This is a genomic window from Nocardioides sp. Root1257, assembly GCF_001425175.1.
In the GTDB taxonomy this organism is placed as follows: domain Bacteria; phylum Actinomycetota; class Actinomycetes; order Propionibacteriales; family Nocardioidaceae; genus Nocardioides.
The window spans coordinates 75,535-96,315 of record NZ_LMDV01000013.1 but is presented as its reverse complement, the minus strand read 5'-3'; the positions used below and the strand labels follow the sequence as shown (position 1 = coordinate 96,315).

Sequence of the window (20,781 nt, the reverse complement as noted above, 5' to 3'; positions counted from 1 at the left end):
ACCGTAGGAACCGCGACCTGCCAGGGACCTGACTGCGCGGGCTCAGGCGTCGGGTGACACCCGGGGCAGGTCGATCACGAACTCCGCGCCCGGGCTGCCGGTGTCGTCGAGCCGGATCGCGCCGCCGTGCTCCTGCACCAGCAGCCGGGTGATGGCCAGCCCGAGACCGGTCCCGCCGTCGTCGCGGGCTCGCGCCTCGTCGAGGCGCACGAACCGGTCGAAGATCCGCTCCCGGTCCGCGGCCGGCACGCCGTCGCCGTCGTCGCGGACCCGGAGGTGCGCCGTCGTACCGGTGGAGGTCAGGGTGACCTCCAGCAGGGTGTGGGTGTGTCGCTCGGCGTTGTCGAGCAGGTTGCGGGTGGCGCGCGCCAGGGCGTCCGGGTTGCCGAGGACGAGCACGTCGGGCGCGACGTCGCAGGTGACGGCGACGCGGCGGGCCCGCCCGGCCTCCGCGCGCACGACCTCGCTCAGGTCGAGCAGCTCGTACGACGGCGGCGCGGTCGACCCCGACCGGGCGAGCAGGAGCAGGTCGGCGACCAGCCGCTCCAGGCGTGCGGTCTCGGAGAGCACGTCGGCGGACACCGCGGGCCAGTCGGCCCGGTCGCCGGCGGCGTCCGCGACCTCGTGCAGGGTGCGGATGGTGGCGACCGGGCTGCGCAGCTCGTGCGAGGCGTCGGCCACGAAGCGCCGTTGCGCGTCGGCGGACCTCTCGAGGCGGGCCAGCATCTCGTTGAGGGTCACGGACAGCCGCTCGACCTCGTCACCCGTCGTCGGGACCGGGAGCCGCGCGGACAGGTCCGCGGCCGTGACCTCGGCGGCCTGGGCACGCAGCGACTCGACCGGGCGCAGCGCGCGGCCGACCAGGACGTAGGTCAGGAGCGCGACGAGCAGCACCAGCAGCGGGTCGCCGACCGCCAGCAGCCCGATCGTCGACCGGGTGGCGTTGTCGACCGTCTCCAGGCTCTGCGCCGCCAGGACCGACCGTCCGTCGCTGGCCGGCGCGACGACCACCAGGTAGCGGTCCTCCTCACCGTCGAGACCGGAGAGCACGTGCCGGGTCGGCTCGGTGACCCCCGCGGCGTCCACCAGCGCTGGCTCACCCTCGAGCGAGTGGCTCGCGGCGAGCACCGTGCCGTCCGCGTCGAGGACCTGGATCAGCACCGACTCGCCGCCCGCCGGGGTCTGGACGGCCGAGTCAGGTGCGGCGCCGTCCGCCATCGCCGCGGCCACGGTCTCGGCCTGGTCCTGCGCGACGACGGCCACGCCGTCGATCAGCTGGTGGCGCTGGTGGACGACGCCCGCGACGGACACGATCAGCAGGGCCACCGCCACGGCGACGGAGGCGGCGATCGCCGTCCGCATCCGGACCGACACGCTGCGCCCGCGCGACATCCGGCTCACCCGCCGTCGCTCGCGAGCCGGTAGCCGGAGCCGCGGACCGTCTGGATCGAGGAGCGGTCGAACGGGACGTCGACCTTGCGGCGCAGGTAGCGGATGTAGACCTCCACCAGGTTGTCGGCACCGTCGTGATGGACGTCCCAGACCGCCTGGAGGATGTCCAGCTTCGAGACGACCAGGCCCTTGTGCCGCATCAGGAAGTGCAGCAGCCCGAACTCACGTGGGGTCAGCGACAGCTCGACCTCCCCGCGACCCACGACCCTGGTCGCCGGATCGAGGTGCAGGTCGCCGGCCGTCAGGATCGGGGGCCGCTCCACGACGCCGCGTCGGATCAGGGCGCGCAGCCGCGCGACCAGGACCGCGAACGAGAACGGCTTCACCATGTAGTCGTCCGCCCCCAGGTCGAAGGCGTCGACCTGGTCGTAGTCGCCGTCCTTGGCGCTGAGCATCAGGACCGGCGTCCAGACGTTGGCCTCGCGCATCTTCTTGCACACGTCGTAGCCGTTCAGCCCGGGCAGCATGATGTCGAGCACCACCACGTCGTACGACGTGGACAGGGCGCTCGCCAGCCCGGACCGACCGTCGTGCTCGACGTCGGTGAGCAGCCCCTCGGCGGTCAGGCCGCGCGCCAGGGCGCGCGCCAGCGTTCGCTCGTCCTCCACCAGCAGCACCCGCACGCGCCCAGGGTGACGCATCCACCTGACAGCGCTCTCAGGTTCTCTCAGCGGGCTCACAGCGGCTCCGGTCGACAGTGGTGGTGTCACATCAGATCCCACAGGAGGAACCATGAAGAACCTCAGGCGCAACGCGGCCCTGGTCGCCGCAATCGCGGTCATCGGTGCCGTCGGCATCGGCGGCGTGATGACGGCGACCGCCGACTCGCCGCGCGGCTCCGGACACTCGCAGACCGAGAAGTCGGACGGCGACGGCGAGGTCGACGACGCGACCGAGGTCGGCGAGGTCGACGGCGCCGGGGAGGCCGAGACGAACGACGACGCCACCGACACCGGTCCGGACGCCAACCCGAACGAGCCCGGTCACCAGGACGCCAGCGACGCCGGCGACGGTGACGGCGAGACGGCCGACTGACCCGGCGGGCGGATGGCCGCCCGCCGAGCCGGACGTCGCGGCAGCAGTCAGGTTGCGTGCAGGAAGTGGTCCCTAGCGTGCGGCCGTGACCTCGACACCCGACGCGCTCGACGCGCCCGTGCCCACCCGCTCCCGCCGCTCGCGCCTCGAGCCCGTCGCCGCCAAGGTCCCGGAGATCACGGCCCTCTTCTGGGTCATCAAGGTGCTGACCACCGGCATGGGCGAGGCCGCCTCCGACGGTCTCGGTGAGACCAGCCTCGTGCTGGGCGGGATCATCGGGGTCGGCGGCTTCTTCCTCGCGCTGTGGCTGCAGCTGCGCAGCGACCGCTACCACGCCCCGACGTACTGGTTCTGCGTCTCGATGGTGGCGGTCTTCGGCACGATCGTCGCCGACGTCCTGCACGTCGCGACCGGTCTGTCGTACTACGTCACCTCGGCGTTCTACGCGGCCGCGGTCGCCGTCCTCTTCACGTGGTGGCACCGGTCCGAGGGGACGCTGTCGATCCACCACATCGACACCCGCCGCCGCGAACGCTTCTACTGGGCCACCGTCCTGGCGACCTTCGCCCTCGGCACCGCCGTCGGCGACCTCGTCGGCCTGACGATGCACCTCGGCTTCTTCGCGGCCGGCCTCCTCTTCCTCGCCGCGATGATGGTGCCTCTGGTCGCCTGGAGGCTGGGGGTCAACGCCACCCTGTGCTTCTGGACGGCGTACGTGCTGACCCGGCCGCTCGGCGCCTCGTTCGCCGACTGGATCGGCAAGGACCACGACATCGGTGGCGGGCTCGGTTTCGGTGACCTGCGCCTGACCGCGATCCTCGTGCTGGCGATCGCCGCCCTCGTCGCCTACGCGCACCGCTCGGGCCACGACATCCAGCGGCCGATCCCCGTGGATGCCGACGCGTGATCGACCTCTGGCAGGCCGTCGTCCTCGGCGTCGTCGAAGGTCTCACGGAGTTCCTCCCGGTCAGCTCGACCGGCCACCTCAAGATCGTGGAGGGTCTGCTCGGCATCGACGTGGCCGACGACAGCGTCGTCGGGTTCACGGCGGTCATCCAGATGGGTGCCATCGCCGCGGTGCTCGTCTACTTCGCCCGGGACATCGCCCGGCTCGCGACGGCGTGGGTGCGCGGGCTCGCCAGCCGCGAACGGCGGACCGACCCCGACTACCACTTCGCCTGGTGGATCGTCTGGGCCACGATCCCGGTCGTCATCGTCGGACTGCTCGCCAAGCCACTCATCGACGGCCCGCTCGCCTCGCTCTGGGTGGTCGCCGCCGCGCTGGTCGCGGGCAGCGCGTTCATGTGGGCGGCCGACCGGATCGGCTCGCACGCGCGGCCGGAGTCCGAGATCACAGTCGTCGACGCCGTCGTCGTCGGTGCGGCGCAGGTCCTGGCGCTGCTCTTCCCCGGCTTCTCGCGATCGGGTGCGACGATCTCGACCGGGCTGATCCGCGGCCTCGACCGGGTGGCCGCCACGCGACTCTCGTTCTTCCTCTCGATCCCGGCGCTCACGGGTGCGGGGATCTACGAGCTCAAGGACGCGGTCGGTGGGGGAGTCGGCGTCGGATCCGTGGTGGTCGGGACGGTCGTCTCGTTCGTCGTCGCCTACGCGACGATCGCCTGGCTGCTGCGCTACGTCTCGCGGCACAGCTTCGACCTGTTCGTCTTCTACCGCCTCGGCGTCGCAGCGCTGCTCGTCGTGCTGCTCGTCACCGGGGCGGTCGCGGCCTGAGTGGTGCTGCCCCCGGCCGCGAGGTCGGCAGCAGCACCCGCAGGTGCGCACCGGCGGGGGAGTCCACCAGATCGACCCGCCCTCCGGCGCGCTCCGCCAGGCTGCGCGCGATCGCGAGACCGAGCCCGCTGCCCGAGTCGTGGGGGCGGGCAGCCTCGACCCGGTGGAAGCGGTCGAAGACCCGGTCGCGGTGCTCGGCCGGCACGCCCGGACCGTCGTCGACGACGTCGAGCCTGGCCCACCCTCCGTCGACGCCGACCGCCAGGCAGACCCGCGACGACGCGTGGGCGACCCCGTTGTCGAGGAGGTTGCGCACGATCCGGCGTACGTCGTCGGCGCTCGCGTACGCCGGCGCCCCCGAGACCTCCGTGGTGTCGATGCTGACACGTGCCCCGAGCCGGCTGCGCACGGCCTCCTCGAGCACCAGCTCGTCGAGGTCGAGCAGCGTGGACCGCGGCACCGCACCGTCGTCGACCGATGCGAGCACGAGGAGGTCCTGGACCAGCCGCTCCATCGTCTCGGCGGACGCCAGGACCTCCGACCCGAGCCGCTGGACGTCGGCCTGCTCCGGCTGGAGCAGCGCGAGCTCCACGGCGACGCGCTGGGCGGCCAGCGGGCTCTGGAGGTCGTGGGAGACGTCGGCGATGAAGTCGCGCTGCCGCCGGGCGGCGGCATCGAGCCGCTCCAGCATCGCGTTCATGGTCGCGGCGAGTCGTCCGACCTCGTCGTCGACCCCGTCGCCGGCGACGCGGCTGTCGAGGTTCTCGGCCGAGATCCGGTCGACCTCCGCGCGGATCCGGTCCAGCCGGCCGAGCGCGCGGCCGAGGAGGAGCCAGATGACCAGCGCGAGTGCCGCGACGACGCACGGGACCCCGATCCACAGCGAGCGTCGCAGCGCGGCCGACGCCTCCGTCACCGACTCGAGGCTGTTGCCGACGTAGACGGTCACCGGGCCCTCCGGGCTCGGGCCGGAGGCGTACCAGAAGCGGTAGGTCTCCATCTCGGCGTCGTCCGGTGCCCGGAAGGTGCTGGTCCGTGGCGACGCACCTGCCTCGAGGTCGGCGACTGCCGGGCGGCCGTCGATGTTCGGGGACGCGGCCACCACCTCGCCGTCGGACCCGACGACCTGGGCGACCCCGTTGTCGTCCACGTTGCGCAGCTCGCTGGGGAGGTCGCCGGTGCGAGCGAGGTCGAGCAGGTCGACGACCCGCGACCGGGACAGCTGGTCGCTGGCGTCGGTCAGGCGGCTCTCGAGCGTCGAGACGAGCAGCACCGCACCGACCGCGAGGAGCACGGTCGCCACCACGGTGCCGAGGAGGGTCGCCCGTGCCCGCAGGCTCAGCCGCCCGGTCACGGCACCGGCTCGCGGGCGTCGTCGACGAGCCGGTAGCCGACGAGGCGGACGGTCTGGAGCGAGCGGCGTCCGAACGGCTCGTCGACGCGTTGTCGGAGCTGCCGGACGTACACCTCGACGATGTTCGGGTGGCCGTCGTACGCGAAGTCCCAGACGTGGCCCAGGATCGTCGCCTTCGACAGCACCTCACCCTCGTGTCGCATCAGGAACTCCAGGAGCGAGAACTGCCGCGGCGTCAGCTCCACCGGTACGTCGCCGCGCCAGGCCTGGTGCGTCGCCGGGTCCAGACGCAGGTCACCGACCTCGAGCACGACGGGCCGCTCCCGGCCGGCGCGGCGCATCAGCGCGCGGAGCCGAGCGGTGAGCACCATGAACGAGAAGGGCTTGGCCAGGAAGTCGTCGGCCCCGGCGTCGAGCGCACGGGCCTCCTGCTCGGGACCGCTCCGGGCGGTGAGCATCAGGATCGGTGTCCAGTCGCCCGCCTCCCGCAGCCGCGAGCACAGCTGGTCGCCCGCCAGGCCGGGCAGCATCACGTCGACGACCATCGCGTCGTACGCGTTCTCGGTCGCGAACCACTCACCCTCGGTCCCGTCGAGGGCGACGTCGACCGCGTGGCCCTCGGCCTCGAGCCCGCGACGCAGGCCCGACGCGAGCTGCTTGTCATCCTCCACGACCAGGATCCGCACCCCGCCAGCGTCGCACCCACCTGCTGAACGCCCGCTGAAGGCCGGCTGAAGGCGTGAGGGTGGCGCCCTCCTCCGGTCTTCAGGCTGGCTTCAGCACCGGAGGCCGAAGGTGGTGACGACAGCCGACGAAAGGAGAGCACGATGCGCAAGCGAACGATCATCGCTGCCGCGGGACTCGCGGCCGTGGCCGCCACCACCGCCGGAGGGGTCGCGGTCGCGACCGGGGGCGAGGACGACGGGCCGGCGAGCCACAACTTCACCCAGGAGCAGGCCGACGCCGCCACGAAGGCGGCCCTGGAGGCCACCGGCGGCGGCCAGGCCAACAGCGTCGAGACCGACAGCGAGAACGGTGCGACGTACGAGGTCGAGGTGACCAAGCCCGACGGCACGACCGTCGACGTACGCCTCGACGGCAGCTACCACGTCGTCGTCATCGAAGGCGACGGCGGCGAGTAGGTCCCTCGCCGGCTGACGGGTCTCCCGTCAGCTGGCGAGCAGCCGACGTCCGGTGATCTCCCGCCGGTCGACGACGACGTGCAGGGCATGGGAGCCGGCCGGCCAGGTCTCGAAGCCGGGCCAGGTGCGGGGGATCCGCGTGGCGTCGTACACGAGGTGCGCGGTGCCGCGGACCAGCACGCTCCACCCGGAGCGGGTGAACTCGTCGATACCGTCGACCTGGAAGCTCACGGGCAGGTCGTCGACCTCGCGCGCGAGCGACGAGTGCGCGGTCGTGCGGAACCAGATCTCGCCGTCGTCGAGCACGAAGTTGACCGGCAGGACGGTCGGGCCCTGCGGACCGTTCCAGGCGATCCGCCCGACGAGCTGTGTCGCCAGCAGCCGGTCGCACTCGTCGGTGCTGAGCTCGACGAGGCCACCGTCCGTCCACGATGAGGCACCCATGCTGTCCATGGGTCGATCGTCCGTCCGATCGTCCTGCGCCGGAAGGTACGTCGGTCCCCAGGCGGCAGGGACGAAAGACCCTCGGCGAGGTCAGCCGGCCGCGATGCGCTGCTCGAGGACCTCGACGACCAGCCGGTGGTCGTCGAGCTGCGGGAGCCCGGAGACGGCGACCGTGCCGATGCACCCGGTGCCCCGGAGCAGGATCGGGAAGGCGCCGCCGTGGGCGGCGTACACGGTCGGGTCCAGGAGCGAGTGGGTCTCGAACGACTTGCCCGCGACGCGGAACTGCTCGCCGATCCGGAGCGACGAGCACCCGTAGCGGTCCACGACCGCGCACTTGCGCTCGAGCCAGCCGTCGTTGTCGGCGGACGCCCCGGAGAGTGCGGCGTGGAAGAGGCGCTGGCCGTTGCGACGCACGGAGATGGCGACCGGCAGCTCCCGGTCGCGCGCCGTCTCGCGGAGGGCGAGGCCGAGCTGCCACGCGTCGTCGGTGCTGAAGGCGTCGAACACGAGGCGTTGCTCCTGGGCGATGAGCTCGTCGAGCAGGGCGCGGTCGGTCATGACGACACCGTAGCGAGAGGCATCGGGACGGGCCCGGGCGGGAACAAGGAGGGCATGCCTGCCACGAGGAAGCCCGGCCCCAGCGTCAAGGACGACCACCTCTACGAGGCGCTCCGCGACGAGGGCAACAGCAAGGAGAAGTCCGCGCGGATCGCCAACGCCACGGCCAACACGTCCCGGTCCGCCGTCGGGAAGAGGGGCGGCTCATCGCCGTCGTACGACGACTGGTCGGTCGCGGACCTCCGCAGGCGTGCCGCCGAGCTCGAGATCGAGGGGCGCTCGTCGATGCGGAAGTCCGAGCTGGTCCGCGCCCTGCGGGACCACTGACCGGTGGACGGCCGCGACGAGACCGAGGAGGAGCGCCTCGATCGCAAGTTCGACGACCTGTTGCAGGAGCTGCGGGTCATGCAGACGGGCGCGCAGCTGACGGCGGGCTTCCTGCTGACGCTGCCGTTCCAGAAGAGGTTCGAGGACCTCGACGACTTCCAGCTCACGACGTACCTGGTCCTGGTCGTCCTCGCCGCCGCCACGACCCTGCTCCTGCTGACGCCCGTCGTGATCCATCGCCGGCTCTCGGGTGAGCACGTCAAGGGACTCGTCCTCGCGGCGGCCAGCCGCCTGGTCGCCGCCGCGATGACGACCCTGTCCCTGATGATCGTCGGGATCATCTTCTTCACCTTCGACATGGTGATCGACCGGGCGGCCGCGCTGGTCGCCGGCGTGGGGATGGGCGCCCTCGTCGCCGGGCTGCTCCTCGGGGTGCCCACCTACCTCTCGCGAGCCGGCGAACGGGCATGACGTCGCGAACCGCGGGCGGCGAGAACCGGCTGCCGCCGGGCGCCGCCGTGGTCGTCGCGATCGTGGTCTACGCCCTGCTACCGAGCTCGGTGCTGCTGACCAACCGGCTCATCATCCCGGTGGTGGAGGTGCTCCTGCTGGTCGCGCTGGTCGTGACCAACCCGCGCCGGATCACCCGGGAGACCCGGTGGTCGCGGTGGGTGTCGATGGCCCTGGCCTCCGTGGTCATCCTCACCAACCTCGGTTCGCTCGTCCTGCTCGTGACCGAGCTGACCGGGTCGACCCCGAGCGGCAGCAAGCTGCTGGCGGCCGCCATGCAGATCTGGCTGACCAACGTGATCGGCTTCGCACTGCTCTACTGGGAGCTGGACCGCGGCGGCCCGGTCGCACGCCGGAGCGAGAAGCGCACCGAGCTGCCCGACGCGGACTGGCGCTTCTCGCAGGACGAGAACGACGACACCGTCGTCGAGGTGAGCCGGGGCTCCAGCAAGTCCTCGGGCTGGGTGCCGATCTTCGTCGACTACCTCTACCTGTCGCTCACCAACTCCAGCGCGTTCAGTCCCACGGACACGATGCCGTTGACCAGCCGGGCCAAGGTCCTGATGGGCATCCAGGCGACCGCCGCGCTGCTCACGTCGCTGGTGCTGGTCGCCTTCGCCGTGGGGTCTCTCGGGGGTTGAGCACGGCGTTTGCCGGGAGGGGTGAACGGTCACCGTCGAGGTAGTACGACGCCGCACTCGACCAGCAGGAGAGACGATGACCGACGTACCCCAGCCGAACGACGGAACCTCGATCGCGACCGGCCCCTCCGAGGAGGCGCAGATCGGGTCCACCACCGAGACCGGTGCCCCGGCGCCGAGCGACCGCAACTCGCTGACGGTCGGCCCGGACGGCCCGATCGTGCTCCACGACGTGCACTTCCTGAACCAGATGGCGCACTTCAACCGCGAGCGGGTGCCGGAGCGCAACGTGCACGCCAAGGGATCGGGCGCCTTCGGTGACTTCGAGACCACCGAGGACGTCTCGGCGTACACGAAGGCGGCGCTCTTCCAGCCCGGTGCCACGACCGAGATGCTCGCCCGGTTCTCCACCGTCGCCGGCGAGCTCGGCTCGCCCGACACCTGGCGCGACCCGCGGGGCTTCGCGCTGAAGTTCTACACGTCGGAGGGCAACTACGACCTGGTCGGCAACAACACCCCGGTCTTCTTCATCCGCGACACCATGAAGTTCCCGCACTTCATCCGTTCGCAGAAGCGCCGCGGCGGCAACGGGCTGCGCGACAACAACATGCAGTGGGACTTCTGGAGCCTCAACCCGGAGTCGGCGCACCAGGTGACCTACCTGATGGGCGACCGGGGCATCCCGAAGAGCTACCGGCACATGAACGGCTACGGCTCGCACACCTACCTGTGGGTCAACGAGGCCGGCGACAAGCACTGGGTGAAGTACCACTTCCACTCCGACCAGGGCGTCGAGGGCCTCACGGACCAGGACGCCACCCGGATCGCGGGGGAGGACGCCGACTTCCACCGCCGCGACCTCTACGAGCACATCGACGCCGGTGACTTCCCGTCGTGGACGCTGTCGGTCCAGCTGATGCCGTACGACGACGCGAAGACCTACCGGATCAACCCGTTCGACCTCACCAAGATCTGGCCGCACGCCGACTACCCGCTGGTGAAGGTCGGCACGATGACGCTGAACCGCAACCCGGAGAACTTCTTCGCCCAGATCGAGCAGGCGGCCTTCGAGCCGTCGGCGCTCGTGCCGGGCATCGGCTTCTCACCGGACAAGATGCTGCTGGGCCGCGCCTTCGCGTACGCCGACACGCACCGGCACCGGATCGGGCCGAACTACCTCCAGCTCCCCGTCAACCGCCCGAAGGTCGAGCTCAACACCTATACGCAGGACGGCGCGATGGCCTACGAGCACCGCGGTGACGATCCGGTCTACGCGCCGAACTCCTTCGGCCGCGGGTACGCCGACCACGTCGGCGAGGTCGACCCGGGCTGGGAGTCGGACGGGCCGATGGTCCGGCAGGCCTACACGCTGCGCGAGGACGACGACGACTTCTCGCAGGCCGGCACGCTGGTGCGCGAGGTGTGGGACGACGAGATCCGCGCGAACTTCGTGAAGACGGTGGCCGGACACCTGCTCGGCGGCGTCGAGGGCGACGTCCTCGAGCGTGCGTTCCAGTACTGGCGGCTGGTCGACGACGAGACCGGCAAGCAGATCGAGGTGCTGGTCCGCGCCGACGCCGACCTCGGCGCTCCCGGTGCGCAGGATGACGCCGCGAAGGCGGACGCGACCGACCCGGTCGTCGAGTCGGACACCCACGCGAGCACCTGACGTGGTGGGAGTCCGGACCGTCGGGGTCGAGGAGGAGCTGCTGCTCTTCGACCCCGAGAGCCGGGAGGTGGTGCCGGCGGCACCCCGGGTGCTCAAGGAGTTCCGCGAGCACGGGAGCGGCCGGCAGCCGTCGACGACGGCGGCCGACGAGGTCGACCAGGAGCTGTTCCGGCACCAGCTGGAGACGCGCACCGACCCGACGACCGACCTCGACGACGTGCTGGCCCAGCTGACCGCGGCACGTCGTACGGCGGGGGAGGCGGCACGTGCTGCCGGCCTCGCGATCGGCGCCTGCGCGGTCGTCCCGCTCGCGGGGGACCGGTCGGTCGTCACGCCCGGCGACCGCTACCGCGACATGGTCGACACGTACGGCGAGGTCGCGCGCACGGGTGGCACCTGCGGGATGCACGTGCACGTCGCGATCGACTCCGACGAGGAGGGCGTCGCGGTGATCGACCGGATCGCGCCGTGGCTGCCGGTCCTCCTCGCACTCAGCGCCAACTCGCCGTACGTCGACGGCCGCGACAGCGGCTACGCCTCGTGGCGCGCCCAGGTCTGGTCACGGTGGCCGAGTGCCGGACCGACGGAGGCCTTCGGGTCGCTCGAGGGCTATCGCGAGGTCTGTCGCACCATGCTCGAGTCGGGGGCCGCCCGCGACCCCGGAATGCTCTACTTCGACGCCCGTCTGGCCGTCGAGCACCCCACCGTCGAGATCCGGGTCTGCGACGTCTGTGCCGAGCCCGGCCAGGCGGTCGTGATCGCGGCCCTGGCCCGCGCGCTCGTCGAGACGGCGGCCCGCGCATGGGCCGACGGCGTGCCGGCACCCGCGTGGCGCTCGGAGTCGCTGCGGGTGGGGCACTGGCGTGCCGCTCGCTACGCGCTCACGGGCTCGCTCCTGCACCCGGTGCTGGGCGAGCTCCGACCTGCGCGCGAGGTGCTCGACGCCCTGGTCGAGCACGTCGGGGCGGCGCTGGCGGACGCCGGTGACACGGAGCGCGTCCGGCACGGCCTGGCCGAGTCCCTGCACGACGGGGGAGCCGCCCGCCAGCGTGCGGCGTACGAACGGACCGGCGACGTGGCCGGCGTCGTCGACGACCTGATCGCCCGTACCCGACAGTCCTGGGAGGACCACGCATGACCACTGTTGCCGAGCTGCTCGTGGACGCACTCGCCGAGCACGGCGTCACCCAGGTGTGGGGCGTCGTCGGAGACGCGCTCAACCCCGTCACCGACGCGATCCACCACAGCGACCAGGTCACCTGGATGGGGGTGCGTCACGAGGAGGCGGGGGCGTTCGCCGCCGGAGCCCAGGCGCAGCTGACCGGCCGCCTCGGTGTCTGCATGGGCACGGTCGGGCCCGGCTCGATCCACCTCCTCAACGGCCTGTACGACGCCAAGAAGTCGCACGCGCCGGTGCTGGCGATCTGTGGGCAGGTGCCGCGGCCCGAGATCGGGAGCGACTTCTTCCAGGAGGTCGACAACGACGTGCTGTTCGCGGACGTCGCGGTCTTCACGGCCACCGTGAGCAGCCCCGAGCAGCTCCCGGCCCTGGTCGAGCGGGCCGGCAACGCCGCGCTCCAGCAGCGCGGCGTCGCCGTGCTCACGCTGCCGGGCGACGTCGGCGGCCTCGACGTGCCGAAGGGCACGCCGGTCCCGCGCTTCGTCACCGACCAGCCGCCGGTGCCGCCGCTCGCCGCCGCGGTCTCCGAGGCCGCGGCCGCGATCAACGGGGTCGGGAAGGTGACGATGCTGGTCGGTGCGGGAGCACGTCCGGCCCGCGCCGAGGTGCTCGCTGTCGCCGAGCGGCTCTCGGCGCCGATGGTCGTGACCCTCAAGGGCAAGGAGGGCCTGGAGGTCGACAACCCCTTCGAGGTCGGTCAGTCGGGCCTGCTCGGCAACCACGCGAGCGCAGTCGCCTTCGACGGCTGCGACGTGCTGCTGATGGTCGGCACGGACTTCCCGTACAAGGAGTTCTACCCCTCCGGCAAGGTCGTCGTGCAGATCGACGCAGTAGGGGAGAACATCGGCCGACGGCACCCGGTCGACCACGCCGTGGTCGGCGACGCGCGGGTGACGCTCCAGGCGCTGCTGCCGCTGCTCGAGGCGAAGACCGACACCGGCCTGCTCGACAAGGCGCGCTCGTCGTACGACGCGTGGCGCGAGCGACAGCACCACCTCGCCGACCCCGACTACGAGCGCAAGCCCGTCGGTCTGCTGCGACGCAAGGTCGAGAACCCCGGTGACCGGATCCGCCCCGAGCTGCTGGCCTCGGTGCTGGACCGGCAGGCCTCCGACGACGCCGTCTTCACCACCGACACCGGCATGGCGACGACCTGGCTGGCCAGGTTCGTGCGGATGCGTGGGCGCCGTCAGCTGCTCGGCTCCTTCAACCTCGGCTCGATGGCCAACGCGATGCCGCAGGCGCTGGGCGCGCAGGCCCTCGACCGGGACCGACAGGTGATCGCGTTCTGCGGTGACGGTGGGCTCTCGATGCTGCTGGGCGACCTGATCACGGCGGTCACCCACGACCTGCCGGTCAAGCTCGTCGTCTTCGACAACGGCAGCCTCGGCATGGTCAAGCTCGAGATGGAGCAGGCGGGGCTGTCCCCGTATGGCACCCGGCTCGACAACCCCGACTTCGCCGAGGTGGCCCGGGCGATCGGCATGAAGGGGATCCGGGTCGAGGACCCGCACGACGTCGAGGGTGCCGTCCTCGAGGCGCTCACCCACGACGGGCCGGTGCTGCTGGACGTGCTCACCAACCCCGACGAGATCGCGATCCCGCCGAAGCCCACCCTGGAGCAGGGCTGGGGCTTCGCGATCGCGAAGTCGAAGGAGTTCCTCGAGTCCTCGGAGTGAGGGCGAAGTGCCCTAGTCGCCCGGCCACTCACCGGTCCAGCGCTCGAAGACCCGAGCGCCGCCCCGGTTGATCAGGGCCCGGACGACGGAGAAGATCGCGCCCTGCACCAGGGCCGCGAGCAGGATCTTCTGCAGCGGGTACTCCGACTCCAGCGGCTTCGGCGGGTCGTCGGTGCCCGCCGGGTCGACCCGCTTCCAGACCTGCTGGAAGATCTGGCTGGCGATGAGCCCGCCGAGCAGGCTCGCGACCAGCCCCCAGGGGCGGTAGAGGATCTTGGCGGAGCGGCTGGACTGCCGCTCGGCTCTCGCGGTGGTCATCGGTGGTTCCTTCCTCGTACGCCGCGGACGACGGCGAGCGTGACCACGAGCGCCACGGCGCCGCCGACGACCAGGGCCGTCGTGGTGGGGCGTCCTTGCGGGGTCACGAAGCGGTCGCGCACCCGGGTCTTCACGTCGAGCCTGGCGGCCAGCTGGTCGACGGTGTCGGCGAGCTCGGCGCGGGTGCGCTCGATGTCGGCCTCGAGGTCCGCCGCGATCGGGGTCGGGGTCGGGTCGGTCATGTGTCGCTCCTGTGGTGGCGAAGGGTCTCGACGTCTTCCTTGACGCCCTCGACGGCACGGGTGGGGACCGGGGGCACGGCCTTGCTCACGCGGTTCTTGCCGGCGAGCGCGGCGACGCCGGCGGCCGCCAGCACCACAATGGCGACTATCAGGGCGGCGAGCCAGGCGTCGACCGCGAGGGAGAGCGCGAGGATCGCCGTGGCGATCAGCGCGCCGACGCCGTACAGCGCGAGGATGCCGGCGGCGCCGAACATCCCGGCCCCGATGCCGGCCTGCTTCGCCTTGCCGGAGACCTCGACCTGGGCGAGGCGCAGCTCGTCCCTGACGAGCTGCGAGAGCTCCGTCGAGAGCTGGGACACGAGCTCTCCTGTGGAGGGTTGCGTCGGTTGGGTCATGGGGATCCGGTGCCCCGGAGCGCGGCGCGTCATGCGGCACTCACCTGGCCGGGTGAGGTTTGCCGCGGACGCGGCTCGGACACCGATCCGGCGTGACCGCCACCGATCCTCAGCTCGTCGACTTCGGCTCCCTGCGCATCGCCTTCGACGACCGGGTGCTGCGGCCCCGGGCGTGGACGGCGGACCAGTCCCGCTGGGCGGCGGACCTGCTCCCGTCGGCCCCGGTAGGGCCCGTGCTCGAGCTGTGCACCGGGGCCGGCCAGATCGGGCTGCTGGCCGTCGTCGACTCCGACCGGCACCTGGTCTGCGTCGACCTCTCGCCGGTGGCCTGCGCGTTCGCGCGGCGCAACGCGGACGCCGCGGGGATGGCGGACCGGGTCGAGGTGCGGGAGGGGTCGATGGACGCCGTGCTCGGCGACGACGAGCGGTTCGCGCTGGTCGTCGCCGACCCGCCGTGGGTACGCCGCACCGAGGTCGGCCGCTACCCCGAGGACCCGCTGCTCGCGATCGACGGCGGCGACGACGGCCTGGACGTGGCACGGCTCTGCATCGACGTCGCCCGTCGTCACCTGGTCCCCGGCGGCTCTCTGGTGCTGCAGATCGGCACGCTCGACCAGGTCGAGCGGCTCCGTGGCGAGCTCGGTGGCAGCGACCTCGCCGTCGTCGAGGTCCGCGAGTGCGAGCGCGGCGTACTGGTCCGGCTGGACCTCAGCTGAGCCTGTCAGCTGGGCCGCAGCCGCTCGGGCAGCACCTTGTGGGTGCCGTCGCACCAGGGGAGCGACGCCGACCTCTCGCACCGGCACACGGCCGTGACCGGCCGGGTCGTCTCGTGCGGGACGCCGTCCGCGTCCCCCACGACGTGCCGGCCGCGCAGCAGCATCGGCCCGCCGGGGCAGACGATCGTCTCAGGGTGGTCGTACGGGGTGCTCATGCCACGTCCCGCTCGTCGCGGACGCCCCACCGGTCGAGCATCTGGCGGGCGACCCGGTCCTCGAGGTCGAGGCACGTGAACGCGCCGAACCAGGCGTCCTCCGCGAGCTCCGGTGCCTCCTCGAGCACCGCCCCGATGATGGTGCGTACGGCGAGCTGCTCGTGCACGGCGTCCGCCTCGACGTGCTCGGCGTAGTAGCCGACCAGCTCCTGCGGGAACCCGAGCCGCTCCAGTCCCTGCACCATCCGCCGCGAGGGCAGCGAGCTGGTCGCCTCGAACGCGGCGAGGTGCCCGAGGGCCGCCGCCCGGTGCCGGCGGTGCAGGCCGAGCAGGGTCATCGCGTTGTTCTGCTCGAGGATCTCCGTGGACGCGTCGTCGACGTACACGCCGAACGTCGCGTCCAGGCCGCTCGCCTCCATCCCGAGGGCGAAGAGGTGGTGGTGCAGGCGGTTCGGGTCGCCGGCGCCGTACTCGTCGTACTGCAGCTCCATGAGGGCCGCCTTGGCCCGGGCGCCCAGCCGGGGGACCACCCAGGCGGTGGGGTCGGACTCCATCAGGTGGTAGAGCGAGCGCTCCCGCAGCATCTCGAGCACCTGGTCGCGGGTCGCCTCCCGGTGCACGTGCACCGCGAGGGACGCGCCGTCGTGCTCGTCGACCCAGTCGAAGAAGTCGACGACGAAGGAGAGGCCGGTGGGCGCGGTGAACCGGGAGCGAAGACGGCGTTCGAGGTCGTCCTCCAGCAGGGCACGCAGCCGGAGCAGCTGCGGGTCCCACTCCAGCGTGTCGGGCACGCCGGTGATCTCGCGGTAGTGGAGCTGGTGGAGCACCCACAGGCAGAGCGTGCCGTCGTCGACGGAGGCGCCGGAGGTCTCGGCCAGCACGGGCAGGAAGTCGTCGGTGGAGCGCAGGGCGGCGAACAGCGCCTCGCTCAGGGGACCGCGGGGGGTGGGCAGCTCCATGCACCCCGGGTACCCCGGGGGCCGGAGGTCACGCTCACCCTTCGGGGCGATCGGCCTGCCGTCACCGCTCCGTCGCTTGCGTCCAGTCGATCGTGAGGAGGTCGCGGGGGAGCTCCTCCACGCGGAGCGCCCCGGCGTCGAGCAGCTCGGCACGGCCGAAGCCGCCCGATCGCAGCGCGATGCAGCCCAGGTCGGCGCGGGCGGCCGCCTCGACGTCGTACACGGTGTCGCCGACGAAGACCGCGCTCTCGACACCGTCGAGGCGCCGCAGGGTCTCCTCGACCAGGTCGGGCTCGGGCTTGGAGTCGTCGACGTCCTCGGAGGTGACGAGGGTGCTGATCGCCGAGCCGATGTCGAGGAGGTCGACGGCCTCCTGGGCGAACTGCGGGTCCCCGGACGATGCCAGGGCGACCACGAAGCCGTCGTCGGCGAGCCGGCGCACGACGTCTGCGGCGCCCGGGAGCGGTCGCACCTCGGCGCGGAGCTCGAGGTACTCCTCGCGCCACGCGTCGCGGAGGTCGTCGCCGTGGCGGTCCTCGGTCTCGTCGTCCGCGACCTCGGCGACGAGCCGGTCGCCGCCCATGCCGATCGTGCGGTGGATGCGCCACAGCGGGGGCGCCTCGGTGATCCGGGCGAAGGCGCGGTGCCACGCGACGGCGTGGTGGTAGGTCGAGTCGACCAGGGTGCCGTCGATGTCGAACAGGACGGCCCGCGTCACCCTGCCGCTCCAGGGGCCGCCGACCGCAGCTTGTCGAGCAACGGGCCGGCAGCCTCGGACAGGAACCGGTCCTGGCCCTCGTCCCCGATCTGCACGATCGCGATGTCGGTGAAGCCGGCCTTCCAGTACGCCGACACCGCCTCGACGACGGCATCCAGGTCGGGGCCGCACGGGATCGAGTCGGCGACGTCCTCGGGCCGCACGAACTGGGTCGCGCCGGCGAACCCCGCCGGGGTCGGCAGGTCCGCGTTGACGGACCACCCGCCGCCGAACCAGCGGAACTGCTCGTACGCCCGCTTCACGGCGATGTCGCGATCGGGGTCCCAGCAGATCGGGATCTGCCCGATCGCCCTGGCCCCGCTGCCGATCTGCTTCGTGGCGGCGGCGTTCCAGTCCTCGACAAGAGAGGACTCCGGCTCGACGCCGATGAGGTGGTCGCCGAGCGGGGCCAGTGCCGCGATCGCCCGGTCGCCGGCGACGGCGAGCCCGATCTCGACGCCCTCGTCCGGGACGTCCCAGATGCGGGCCGAGTCGACCTGGAAGTACTCGCCGCGGTGGTCGACGAGCTCGCCGGTGTGCAGCGACCGGATGATCTCGACGGCCTCGGCGAGCATGTCCTGGCGGTCCTGGATCGCCGGCCAGCCCTCACCGACGACGTGCTCGTTGAGGTTCTCGCCACTGCCGAGGCCCAGCGTGAAGCGGCCCTCCGCAAGGATCTGCACCGTCGCCGCCTTCTGGGCGACCACCGCCGGGTGGTAGCGCAGCGTCGGGCAGGTCACGTAGGTCATCAGCCCCACCCGCGAGGTCGCCTGCGCCACCGCCCCGAGGGTGGCCCAGGCGTACGGCGCGTGCCCCTGCTCGGTGAGCCAGGGCGAGTAGTGGTCGCTCATCACCTCGAAGTCGAAGCCGAGGTCCTCGGCGGCCACGGCGTACCGCACCAGCTCGCGGGGGCCGCTCTGCTCGGTCATCAGGGTGTAGCCGAAGCTCGTCATGCCGCTCGGGTACCCGAGCGGCGGACCGGCATTCGCCGACGGTCGGGTCAGTCGGCCTTGTCCGAGACCCTGTCCGAGACCTTCTCCGCGACCTTCGAGCCCGCCTCGCTGGCCTTCTCGACGACCATCGCGCCCGCCTCGCCGGCCTTGTCCTTCACGGCCTGCTGGGCCTGGTCGGCCCGACGCTGGACGCGCGGGTCCTGCCACACACCCTGCGCCTTCTGCGCGATCTGCTCGTAGCGCTCACGTCCGGCGCGCGCGCCGAGCACGTAGCCGGCACCGAACCCGACGAGGAACGAGATCTTCCCGGCCATGGTGTCCTCCTCCACTCGGGCGCCCTCCTGACGGGAGCCGTCCTTCCTTCGGTGCCCACCCCGGACCCGGTCATGCAGACCGCCGCGGGGGTCCCGTCATCGGTGGAGCTCTCGGAGGGCGTGGTCGACGTCGCTCGAGCACTTGCGCACGATCGTGACGCGGCAGCCCTCGGCCTCCACGGCTCCCACGCTGTCGGCGAGCACGGAGACGACCTCGGGCGAGATCGACGGCACGCCGGTCAGGTCGATGGTCAGCCGGGCTGCGGACCGGCCGTGGACGTCGACCGCCTCGCGCAGGGCGGTGGAGTCTCGAGCGGTGCACGGTCCGGCGACGCGAAGCCGTCGCAGGCCGCGCTCGAAGGCGATCTCGGCCATGCCTGCTCGGTTTCCCGGACGCCCGACGGCAAACGGGTCAGGTCCGCGACGGTTCGAGACGGGCCATGACCGGGGTCGACAGCACGCCGTGCACCAGCACCGAGGCGACGATGGTGAAGGAGACCGTCGACCACAGCCAGTCCTGGCCGAGCTCGGGCGCCTCGCCGGCGGCGTACGCGAGGTAGTAGAGCGACCCGACGCCACGGACGCCGAAGAACGCCGTCGCCCACTGCTGCGGCCGGGTCAGGCCGCCGACGTCGTCCGGCGAGCGCGCCCAGGGCGCGAGGGCCACGATCCCGGCGAGCGGACGCACCACCAGGATCAGTGCCAGGCCGATCGCGACCCCACGCCAGTCCAGGGCGTCCAGCAGCCCGCGGGTCAGGGCGATGCCCAGGATCAGCAGCACGAAGAGGGTCAGCAGCCGCTCGAGGCGCTCGGCCACCTCGTGCATGGCGGCGTGGTAGTCGTGCGACCGCTCCGCGGAGCGGAAGGTCATCGCGCAGGCGAAGACCGCGAGGAACCCGTAGCCGCCGAGCACCTGGCCCACGCCGTACGACGCGATGAGGGCGGCCAGCGCGAGCAGTGACTCCCCGCGCTCGGCGACGCGGAGCGAGCGGTTGCTCGACCGGAAGGCGAGGTAGGCGAGCGCCCGGCCGACGACGATGCCGGCGACCACGCCGATGACGATCTTGCCGACGAGGTAGTAGCCGACCCAGCTGAGGGCCCAGTGGGACACCGCGCCCTCGGTGGCGAGCAGGATCGCGACGTACACGAACGGGAACGCCAGGCCGTCGTTGAGACCGGCCTCGGAGGTGAGCGTGAACCGGAGCTCGTCCTCCTCGTCCACCTCGAGGTCGCCGGTCTGGGGACCCGCGACCTGGACGTCCGAGGCGAGCACCGGGTCGGTGGGCGCGAGGCAGGCGCCGAGCAGCACTGCGGCAGCGGGCGCGAGACCCGCCGCCCAGCCGAGGAGCGCGACGGTCGCGATCGTGATGGGCATGCCGATCGCCAGCAGCCGCCAGGTCGACGCCCAGCGGCGCCAGCTCGACCGGTTGCGCAGCGACAGCGGGCGGTCGATCGCGAGACCGACGCCCATCAGCGCCACGATCACGACGAGCTCGGTGACGTGCTCGATGGCGGCCCGGTTGTCCTGCGGGTCCAGCGGGAGGTCATCGGGCAGCGATGTCAGCCCGATCAGCATGCCGACCCCGACGAGCACCACCGGTGCCGAGATCGCCCATCGCGAGAGCAGGTCGGGCAGCACGACGGCCAGCAGCAGGCTGACCCCGGCGACGAGGTAGACGAGGTCGGCGGTCAACTGCCGGGGGTCCTGGTGCGCCGCTCGGCGACGTACGCGAGGCGGCGCAGCGTCTCGGTGTTGCGCCAGTGCAGCTGGACCTCCCGGAGGGGCTTGGGCACCAGACGGCCCGGTCCGCTGATCGCGTCCTCCACGATCACGACCCTGGTCCCGGCACCGACCGCGTCCAGGGAGATGGTCACCTCGGCGACGCCGGTCGGACGCGCCTTGGCGTGCAGGGTGAGCGACGACCCCGGGACCACCCCGACCACCTCGGTCTCGTCGTCGAGCAGCAGCGGCCAGGTGCCGACGGAGTGGTGCAGGCGGGCGCCCACGGCCGGCCACTCGTCGTCGACCTCACGCATCCGCGAGGCTCCGACGACCCAGAGCGGGTAGAGCCATCCGTCCGCGAGCACGTCCCAGACGGCGGAGGGCAGCGTGGTGGGGAGGTCTCGGGAGTTCGTGGCCATGGGTCACGGGTACCCGAGGACGGTCGATGCAAGCGTCGCGCA

The 20,781-nt window shown here is 72.1% G+C and carries 28 protein-coding genes; 11 read left to right on the top strand and 17 right to left on the bottom strand.

The window, feature by feature from the left end; translation table 11 throughout:
• Window positions 1-42 precede the first annotated feature (42 nt).
• Window positions 43-1,392 carry a sensor histidine kinase gene (locus ASC77_RS23520; protein WP_056793522.1) on the bottom strand — a complete coding sequence of 450 codons (1,350 nt, stop codon included), beginning with the start codon at window positions 1,390-1,392 and terminating at the stop codon, window positions 43-45.
• Window positions 1,393-1,397: 5 nt separating this feature from the next.
• On the bottom strand, window positions 1,398-2,075 hold the full coding sequence (locus ASC77_RS23515; protein WP_056158900.1) for a response regulator transcription factor: 678 nt from the start codon (window positions 2,073-2,075) through the stop codon (window positions 1,398-1,400).
• Window positions 2,076-2,184: 109 nt separating this feature from the next.
• Here ASC77_RS23515 and ASC77_RS23510 point away from each other — a divergent pair, with 109 nt between their 5' ends.
• From ASC77_RS23510 to ASC77_RS23500, 3 genes are all read left to right on the top strand, one after another.
• Window positions 2,185-2,487 carry a hypothetical protein gene (locus ASC77_RS23510; protein WP_056158897.1) on the top strand — a complete coding sequence of 101 codons (303 nt, stop codon included), beginning with the start codon at window positions 2,185-2,187 and terminating at the stop codon, window positions 2,485-2,487.
• An 85-nt stretch (window positions 2,488-2,572) separates the two neighbouring features.
• Complete coding sequence (locus tag ASC77_RS23505) at window positions 2,573-3,394, top strand: hypothetical protein (protein WP_056158894.1); 822 nt, start codon at window positions 2,573-2,575, stop codon at window positions 3,392-3,394.
• The gene (locus ASC77_RS23500) at window positions 3,394-4,221 is read left to right on the top strand and encodes an undecaprenyl-diphosphate phosphatase (RefSeq protein WP_200945128.1); all 828 of its coding nucleotides are present in this window, start codon (window positions 3,394-3,396) and stop codon (window positions 4,219-4,221) included. Before ASC77_RS23505 ends, ASC77_RS23500 begins: the two co-directional genes overlap by 1 nt.
• Here ASC77_RS23500 and ASC77_RS23495 read toward each other — a convergent pair.
• Entirely contained in the window at window positions 4,199-5,575 is a 1,377-nt protein-coding gene (locus ASC77_RS23495; RefSeq protein ID WP_056158888.1) for an ATP-binding protein, read from the bottom strand. The two genes, ASC77_RS23500 and ASC77_RS23495, sit on opposite strands and share 23 nt — an antisense overlap.
• Window positions 5,572-6,261 carry a response regulator transcription factor gene (locus ASC77_RS23490; RefSeq protein WP_056158887.1) on the bottom strand — a complete coding sequence of 230 codons (690 nt, stop codon included), beginning with the start codon at window positions 6,259-6,261 and terminating at the stop codon, window positions 5,572-5,574. The genes ASC77_RS23495 and ASC77_RS23490 overlap by 4 nt, the downstream gene beginning before the upstream one ends.
• A 141-nt stretch (window positions 6,262-6,402) precedes the next feature.
• On the opposite strand from ASC77_RS23490, the gene ASC77_RS23485 reads away from it, so the two are divergent.
• The gene (locus ASC77_RS23485; protein ID WP_056158884.1) at window positions 6,403-6,717 is read left to right on the top strand and encodes a PepSY domain-containing protein; all 315 of its coding nucleotides are present in this window, start codon (window positions 6,403-6,405) and stop codon (window positions 6,715-6,717) included.
• Between the two features lie 27 nt (window positions 6,718-6,744).
• Here ASC77_RS23485 and ASC77_RS23480 read toward each other — a convergent pair whose 3' ends face one another.
• Both ASC77_RS23480 and ASC77_RS23475 read right to left on the bottom strand, forming a co-directional pair.
• Window positions 6,745-7,170, bottom strand: a complete 426-nt coding sequence (locus ASC77_RS23480) for a pyridoxamine 5'-phosphate oxidase family protein (protein WP_056158881.1) — start codon at window positions 7,168-7,170, stop codon at window positions 6,745-6,747.
• Between the two features lie 81 nt (window positions 7,171-7,251).
• Window positions 7,252-7,722, bottom strand: a complete 471-nt coding sequence (locus tag ASC77_RS23475; protein ID WP_056158878.1) for a heme-degrading domain-containing protein — start codon at window positions 7,720-7,722, stop codon at window positions 7,252-7,254.
• A 54-nt stretch (window positions 7,723-7,776) separates the two neighbouring features.
• Between ASC77_RS23475 and ASC77_RS23470 the strand changes: the two genes are divergently transcribed.
• The 6 genes from ASC77_RS23470 (at window position 7,777) to ASC77_RS23445 (ending at window position 13,728) form a co-directional block, all read left to right on the top strand.
• Window positions 7,777-8,049: a Rho termination factor N-terminal domain-containing protein gene (locus ASC77_RS23470; RefSeq protein WP_056158873.1), complete on the top strand. Its 273-nt coding sequence runs from the start codon at window positions 7,777-7,779 to the stop codon at window positions 8,047-8,049.
• Between the two features lie 3 nt (window positions 8,050-8,052).
• On the top strand, window positions 8,053-8,520 hold the full coding sequence (locus tag ASC77_RS23465) for a DUF6328 family protein (RefSeq protein ID WP_056158870.1): 468 nt from the start codon (window positions 8,053-8,055) through the stop codon (window positions 8,518-8,520).
• A complete protein-coding gene (locus ASC77_RS23460; protein WP_056158866.1) occupies window positions 8,517-9,200 on the top strand; it encodes a hypothetical protein in 684 nt (227 codons plus the stop codon). The genes ASC77_RS23465 and ASC77_RS23460 overlap by 4 nt, the downstream gene beginning before the upstream one ends.
• A 76-nt stretch (window positions 9,201-9,276) precedes the next feature.
• A complete protein-coding gene (locus ASC77_RS23455) occupies window positions 9,277-10,869 on the top strand; it encodes a catalase (RefSeq protein WP_082575274.1) in 1,593 nt (530 codons plus the stop codon).
• Between the two features lie 4 nt (window positions 10,870-10,873).
• Window positions 10,874-12,007 (top strand): glutamate--cysteine ligase, encoded by a 1,134-nt coding sequence (locus tag ASC77_RS23450; protein WP_056159190.1) that lies wholly within the window; start codon window positions 10,874-10,876, stop codon window positions 12,005-12,007.
• Window positions 12,004-13,728, top strand: a complete 1,725-nt coding sequence (locus ASC77_RS23445) for a thiamine pyrophosphate-dependent enzyme (RefSeq protein ID WP_056158865.1) — start codon at window positions 12,004-12,006, stop codon at window positions 13,726-13,728. Before ASC77_RS23450 ends, ASC77_RS23445 begins: the two co-directional genes overlap by 4 nt.
• 12 nt (window positions 13,729-13,740) lie before the next feature.
• Here the strand turns inward: ASC77_RS23445 and ASC77_RS23440 are convergent, their stop codons facing one another.
• The 3 genes from ASC77_RS23440 to ASC77_RS23430 are packed head-to-tail and all read right to left on the bottom strand — an operon-like array spanning window position 13,741 to window position 14,647.
• On the bottom strand, window positions 13,741-14,046 hold the full coding sequence (locus ASC77_RS23440) for a DUF4235 domain-containing protein (RefSeq protein ID WP_056158862.1): 306 nt from the start codon (window positions 14,044-14,046) through the stop codon (window positions 13,741-13,743).
• Entirely contained in the window at window positions 14,043-14,288 is a 246-nt protein-coding gene (locus tag ASC77_RS23435) for a DUF3618 domain-containing protein (protein WP_056158858.1), read from the bottom strand. Before ASC77_RS23435 ends, ASC77_RS23440 begins: the two co-directional genes overlap by 4 nt.
• A complete protein-coding gene (locus ASC77_RS23430) occupies window positions 14,285-14,647 on the bottom strand; it encodes a phage holin family protein (protein WP_235547920.1) in 363 nt (120 codons plus the stop codon). The genes ASC77_RS23435 and ASC77_RS23430 overlap by 4 nt, the downstream gene beginning before the upstream one ends.
• 128 nt (window positions 14,648-14,775) lie before the next feature.
• Between ASC77_RS23430 and ASC77_RS23425 the strand changes: the two genes are divergently transcribed.
• Complete coding sequence (locus ASC77_RS23425) at window positions 14,776-15,399, top strand: methyltransferase (RefSeq protein WP_056158853.1); 624 nt, start codon at window positions 14,776-14,778, stop codon at window positions 15,397-15,399.
• A 5-nt stretch (window positions 15,400-15,404) separates the two neighbouring features.
• On the opposite strand, the gene ASC77_RS23420 is transcribed toward ASC77_RS23425, so the two are convergent.
• The 8 genes from ASC77_RS23420 to ASC77_RS23385 form a co-directional block, all read right to left on the bottom strand.
• Entirely contained in the window at window positions 15,405-15,614 is a 210-nt protein-coding gene (locus ASC77_RS23420) for a CDGSH iron-sulfur domain-containing protein (protein WP_056158850.1), read from the bottom strand.
• Window positions 15,611-16,573 (bottom strand): iron-containing redox enzyme family protein, encoded by a 963-nt coding sequence (locus ASC77_RS23415; RefSeq protein WP_056158846.1) that lies wholly within the window; start codon window positions 16,571-16,573, stop codon window positions 15,611-15,613. Before ASC77_RS23415 ends, ASC77_RS23420 begins: the two co-directional genes overlap by 4 nt.
• Before the next feature lie 61 nt (window positions 16,574-16,634).
• Entirely contained in the window at window positions 16,635-17,291 is a 657-nt protein-coding gene (locus ASC77_RS23410; protein WP_056158843.1) for an HAD family hydrolase, read from the bottom strand.
• Entirely contained in the window at window positions 17,288-18,283 is a 996-nt protein-coding gene (locus tag ASC77_RS23405) for an LLM class F420-dependent oxidoreductase (RefSeq protein ID WP_056158839.1), read from the bottom strand. Before ASC77_RS23405 ends, ASC77_RS23410 begins: the two co-directional genes overlap by 4 nt.
• A gap of 47 nt (window positions 18,284-18,330) precedes the next feature.
• Window positions 18,331-18,597: a hypothetical protein gene (locus tag ASC77_RS23400; RefSeq protein ID WP_156391258.1), complete on the bottom strand. Its 267-nt coding sequence runs from the start codon at window positions 18,595-18,597 to the stop codon at window positions 18,331-18,333.
• Window positions 18,598-18,693: 96 nt separating this feature from the next.
• Complete coding sequence (locus ASC77_RS23395; RefSeq protein ID WP_056158833.1) at window positions 18,694-18,972, bottom strand: STAS domain-containing protein; 279 nt, start codon at window positions 18,970-18,972, stop codon at window positions 18,694-18,696.
• 37 nt (window positions 18,973-19,009) lie between these two features.
• On the bottom strand, window positions 19,010-20,290 hold the full coding sequence (locus tag ASC77_RS23390) for a cation:proton antiporter (protein WP_056158831.1): 1,281 nt from the start codon (window positions 20,288-20,290) through the stop codon (window positions 19,010-19,012).
• Window positions 20,287-20,739, bottom strand: a complete 453-nt coding sequence (locus ASC77_RS23385) for an SRPBCC family protein (protein ID WP_056158829.1) — start codon at window positions 20,737-20,739, stop codon at window positions 20,287-20,289. Before ASC77_RS23385 ends, ASC77_RS23390 begins: the two co-directional genes overlap by 4 nt.
• Window positions 20,740-20,781: the final 42 nt, after the last annotated feature.

What these genes read in the sequence shown, in the direction of transcription:
- ASC77_RS23445 (WP_056158865.1), top strand. Translation starts at nt 12,004, where the DNA reads ATGACCACTGTTGCCGAGCTGCTCGTGGACGCACTCGCCGAGCACGGC.
- ASC77_RS23440 (WP_056158862.1), bottom strand. Translation starts at nt 14,046, where the DNA reads ATGACCACCGCGAGAGCCGAGCGGCAGTCCAGCCGCTCCGCCAAGATC.
- ASC77_RS23385 (WP_056158829.1), bottom strand. Translation starts at nt 20,739, where the DNA reads ATGGCCACGAACTCCCGAGACCTCCCCACCACGCTGCCCTCCGCCGTC.
- ASC77_RS23480 (WP_056158881.1), bottom strand. Translation starts at nt 7,170, where the DNA reads ATGGACAGCATGGGTGCCTCATCGTGGACGGACGGTGGCCTCGTCGAG.
- ASC77_RS23460 (WP_056158866.1), top strand. Translation starts at nt 8,517, where the DNA reads ATGACGTCGCGAACCGCGGGCGGCGAGAACCGGCTGCCGCCGGGCGCC.
- ASC77_RS23510 (WP_056158897.1), top strand. Translation starts at nt 2,185, where the DNA reads ATGAAGAACCTCAGGCGCAACGCGGCCCTGGTCGCCGCAATCGCGGTC.
- ASC77_RS23400 (WP_156391258.1), bottom strand. Translation starts at nt 18,597, where the DNA reads ATGGCCGGGAAGATCTCGTTCCTCGTCGGGTTCGGTGCCGGCTACGTG.
- ASC77_RS23475 (WP_056158878.1), bottom strand. Translation starts at nt 7,722, where the DNA reads ATGACCGACCGCGCCCTGCTCGACGAGCTCATCGCCCAGGAGCAACGC.
- ASC77_RS23420 (WP_056158850.1), bottom strand. Translation starts at nt 15,614, where the DNA reads ATGAGCACCCCGTACGACCACCCTGAGACGATCGTCTGCCCCGGCGGG.
- ASC77_RS23470 (WP_056158873.1), top strand. Translation starts at nt 7,777, where the DNA reads ATGCCTGCCACGAGGAAGCCCGGCCCCAGCGTCAAGGACGACCACCTC.
- ASC77_RS23455 (WP_082575274.1), top strand. Translation starts at nt 9,277, where the DNA reads ATGACCGACGTACCCCAGCCGAACGACGGAACCTCGATCGCGACCGGC.
- ASC77_RS23415 (WP_056158846.1), bottom strand. Translation starts at nt 16,573, where the DNA reads ATGGAGCTGCCCACCCCCCGCGGTCCCCTGAGCGAGGCGCTGTTCGCC.
- ASC77_RS23435 (WP_056158858.1), bottom strand. Translation starts at nt 14,288, where the DNA reads ATGACCGACCCGACCCCGACCCCGATCGCGGCGGACCTCGAGGCCGAC.
- ASC77_RS23485 (WP_056158884.1), top strand. Translation starts at nt 6,403, where the DNA reads ATGCGCAAGCGAACGATCATCGCTGCCGCGGGACTCGCGGCCGTGGCC.
- ASC77_RS23520 (WP_056793522.1), bottom strand. Translation starts at nt 1,392, where the DNA reads ATGTCGCGCGGGCGCAGCGTGTCGGTCCGGATGCGGACGGCGATCGCC.
- ASC77_RS23395 (WP_056158833.1), bottom strand. Translation starts at nt 18,972, where the DNA reads ATGGCCGAGATCGCCTTCGAGCGCGGCCTGCGACGGCTTCGCGTCGCC.
- ASC77_RS23405 (WP_056158839.1), bottom strand. Translation starts at nt 18,283, where the DNA reads ATGACGAGCTTCGGCTACACCCTGATGACCGAGCAGAGCGGCCCCCGC.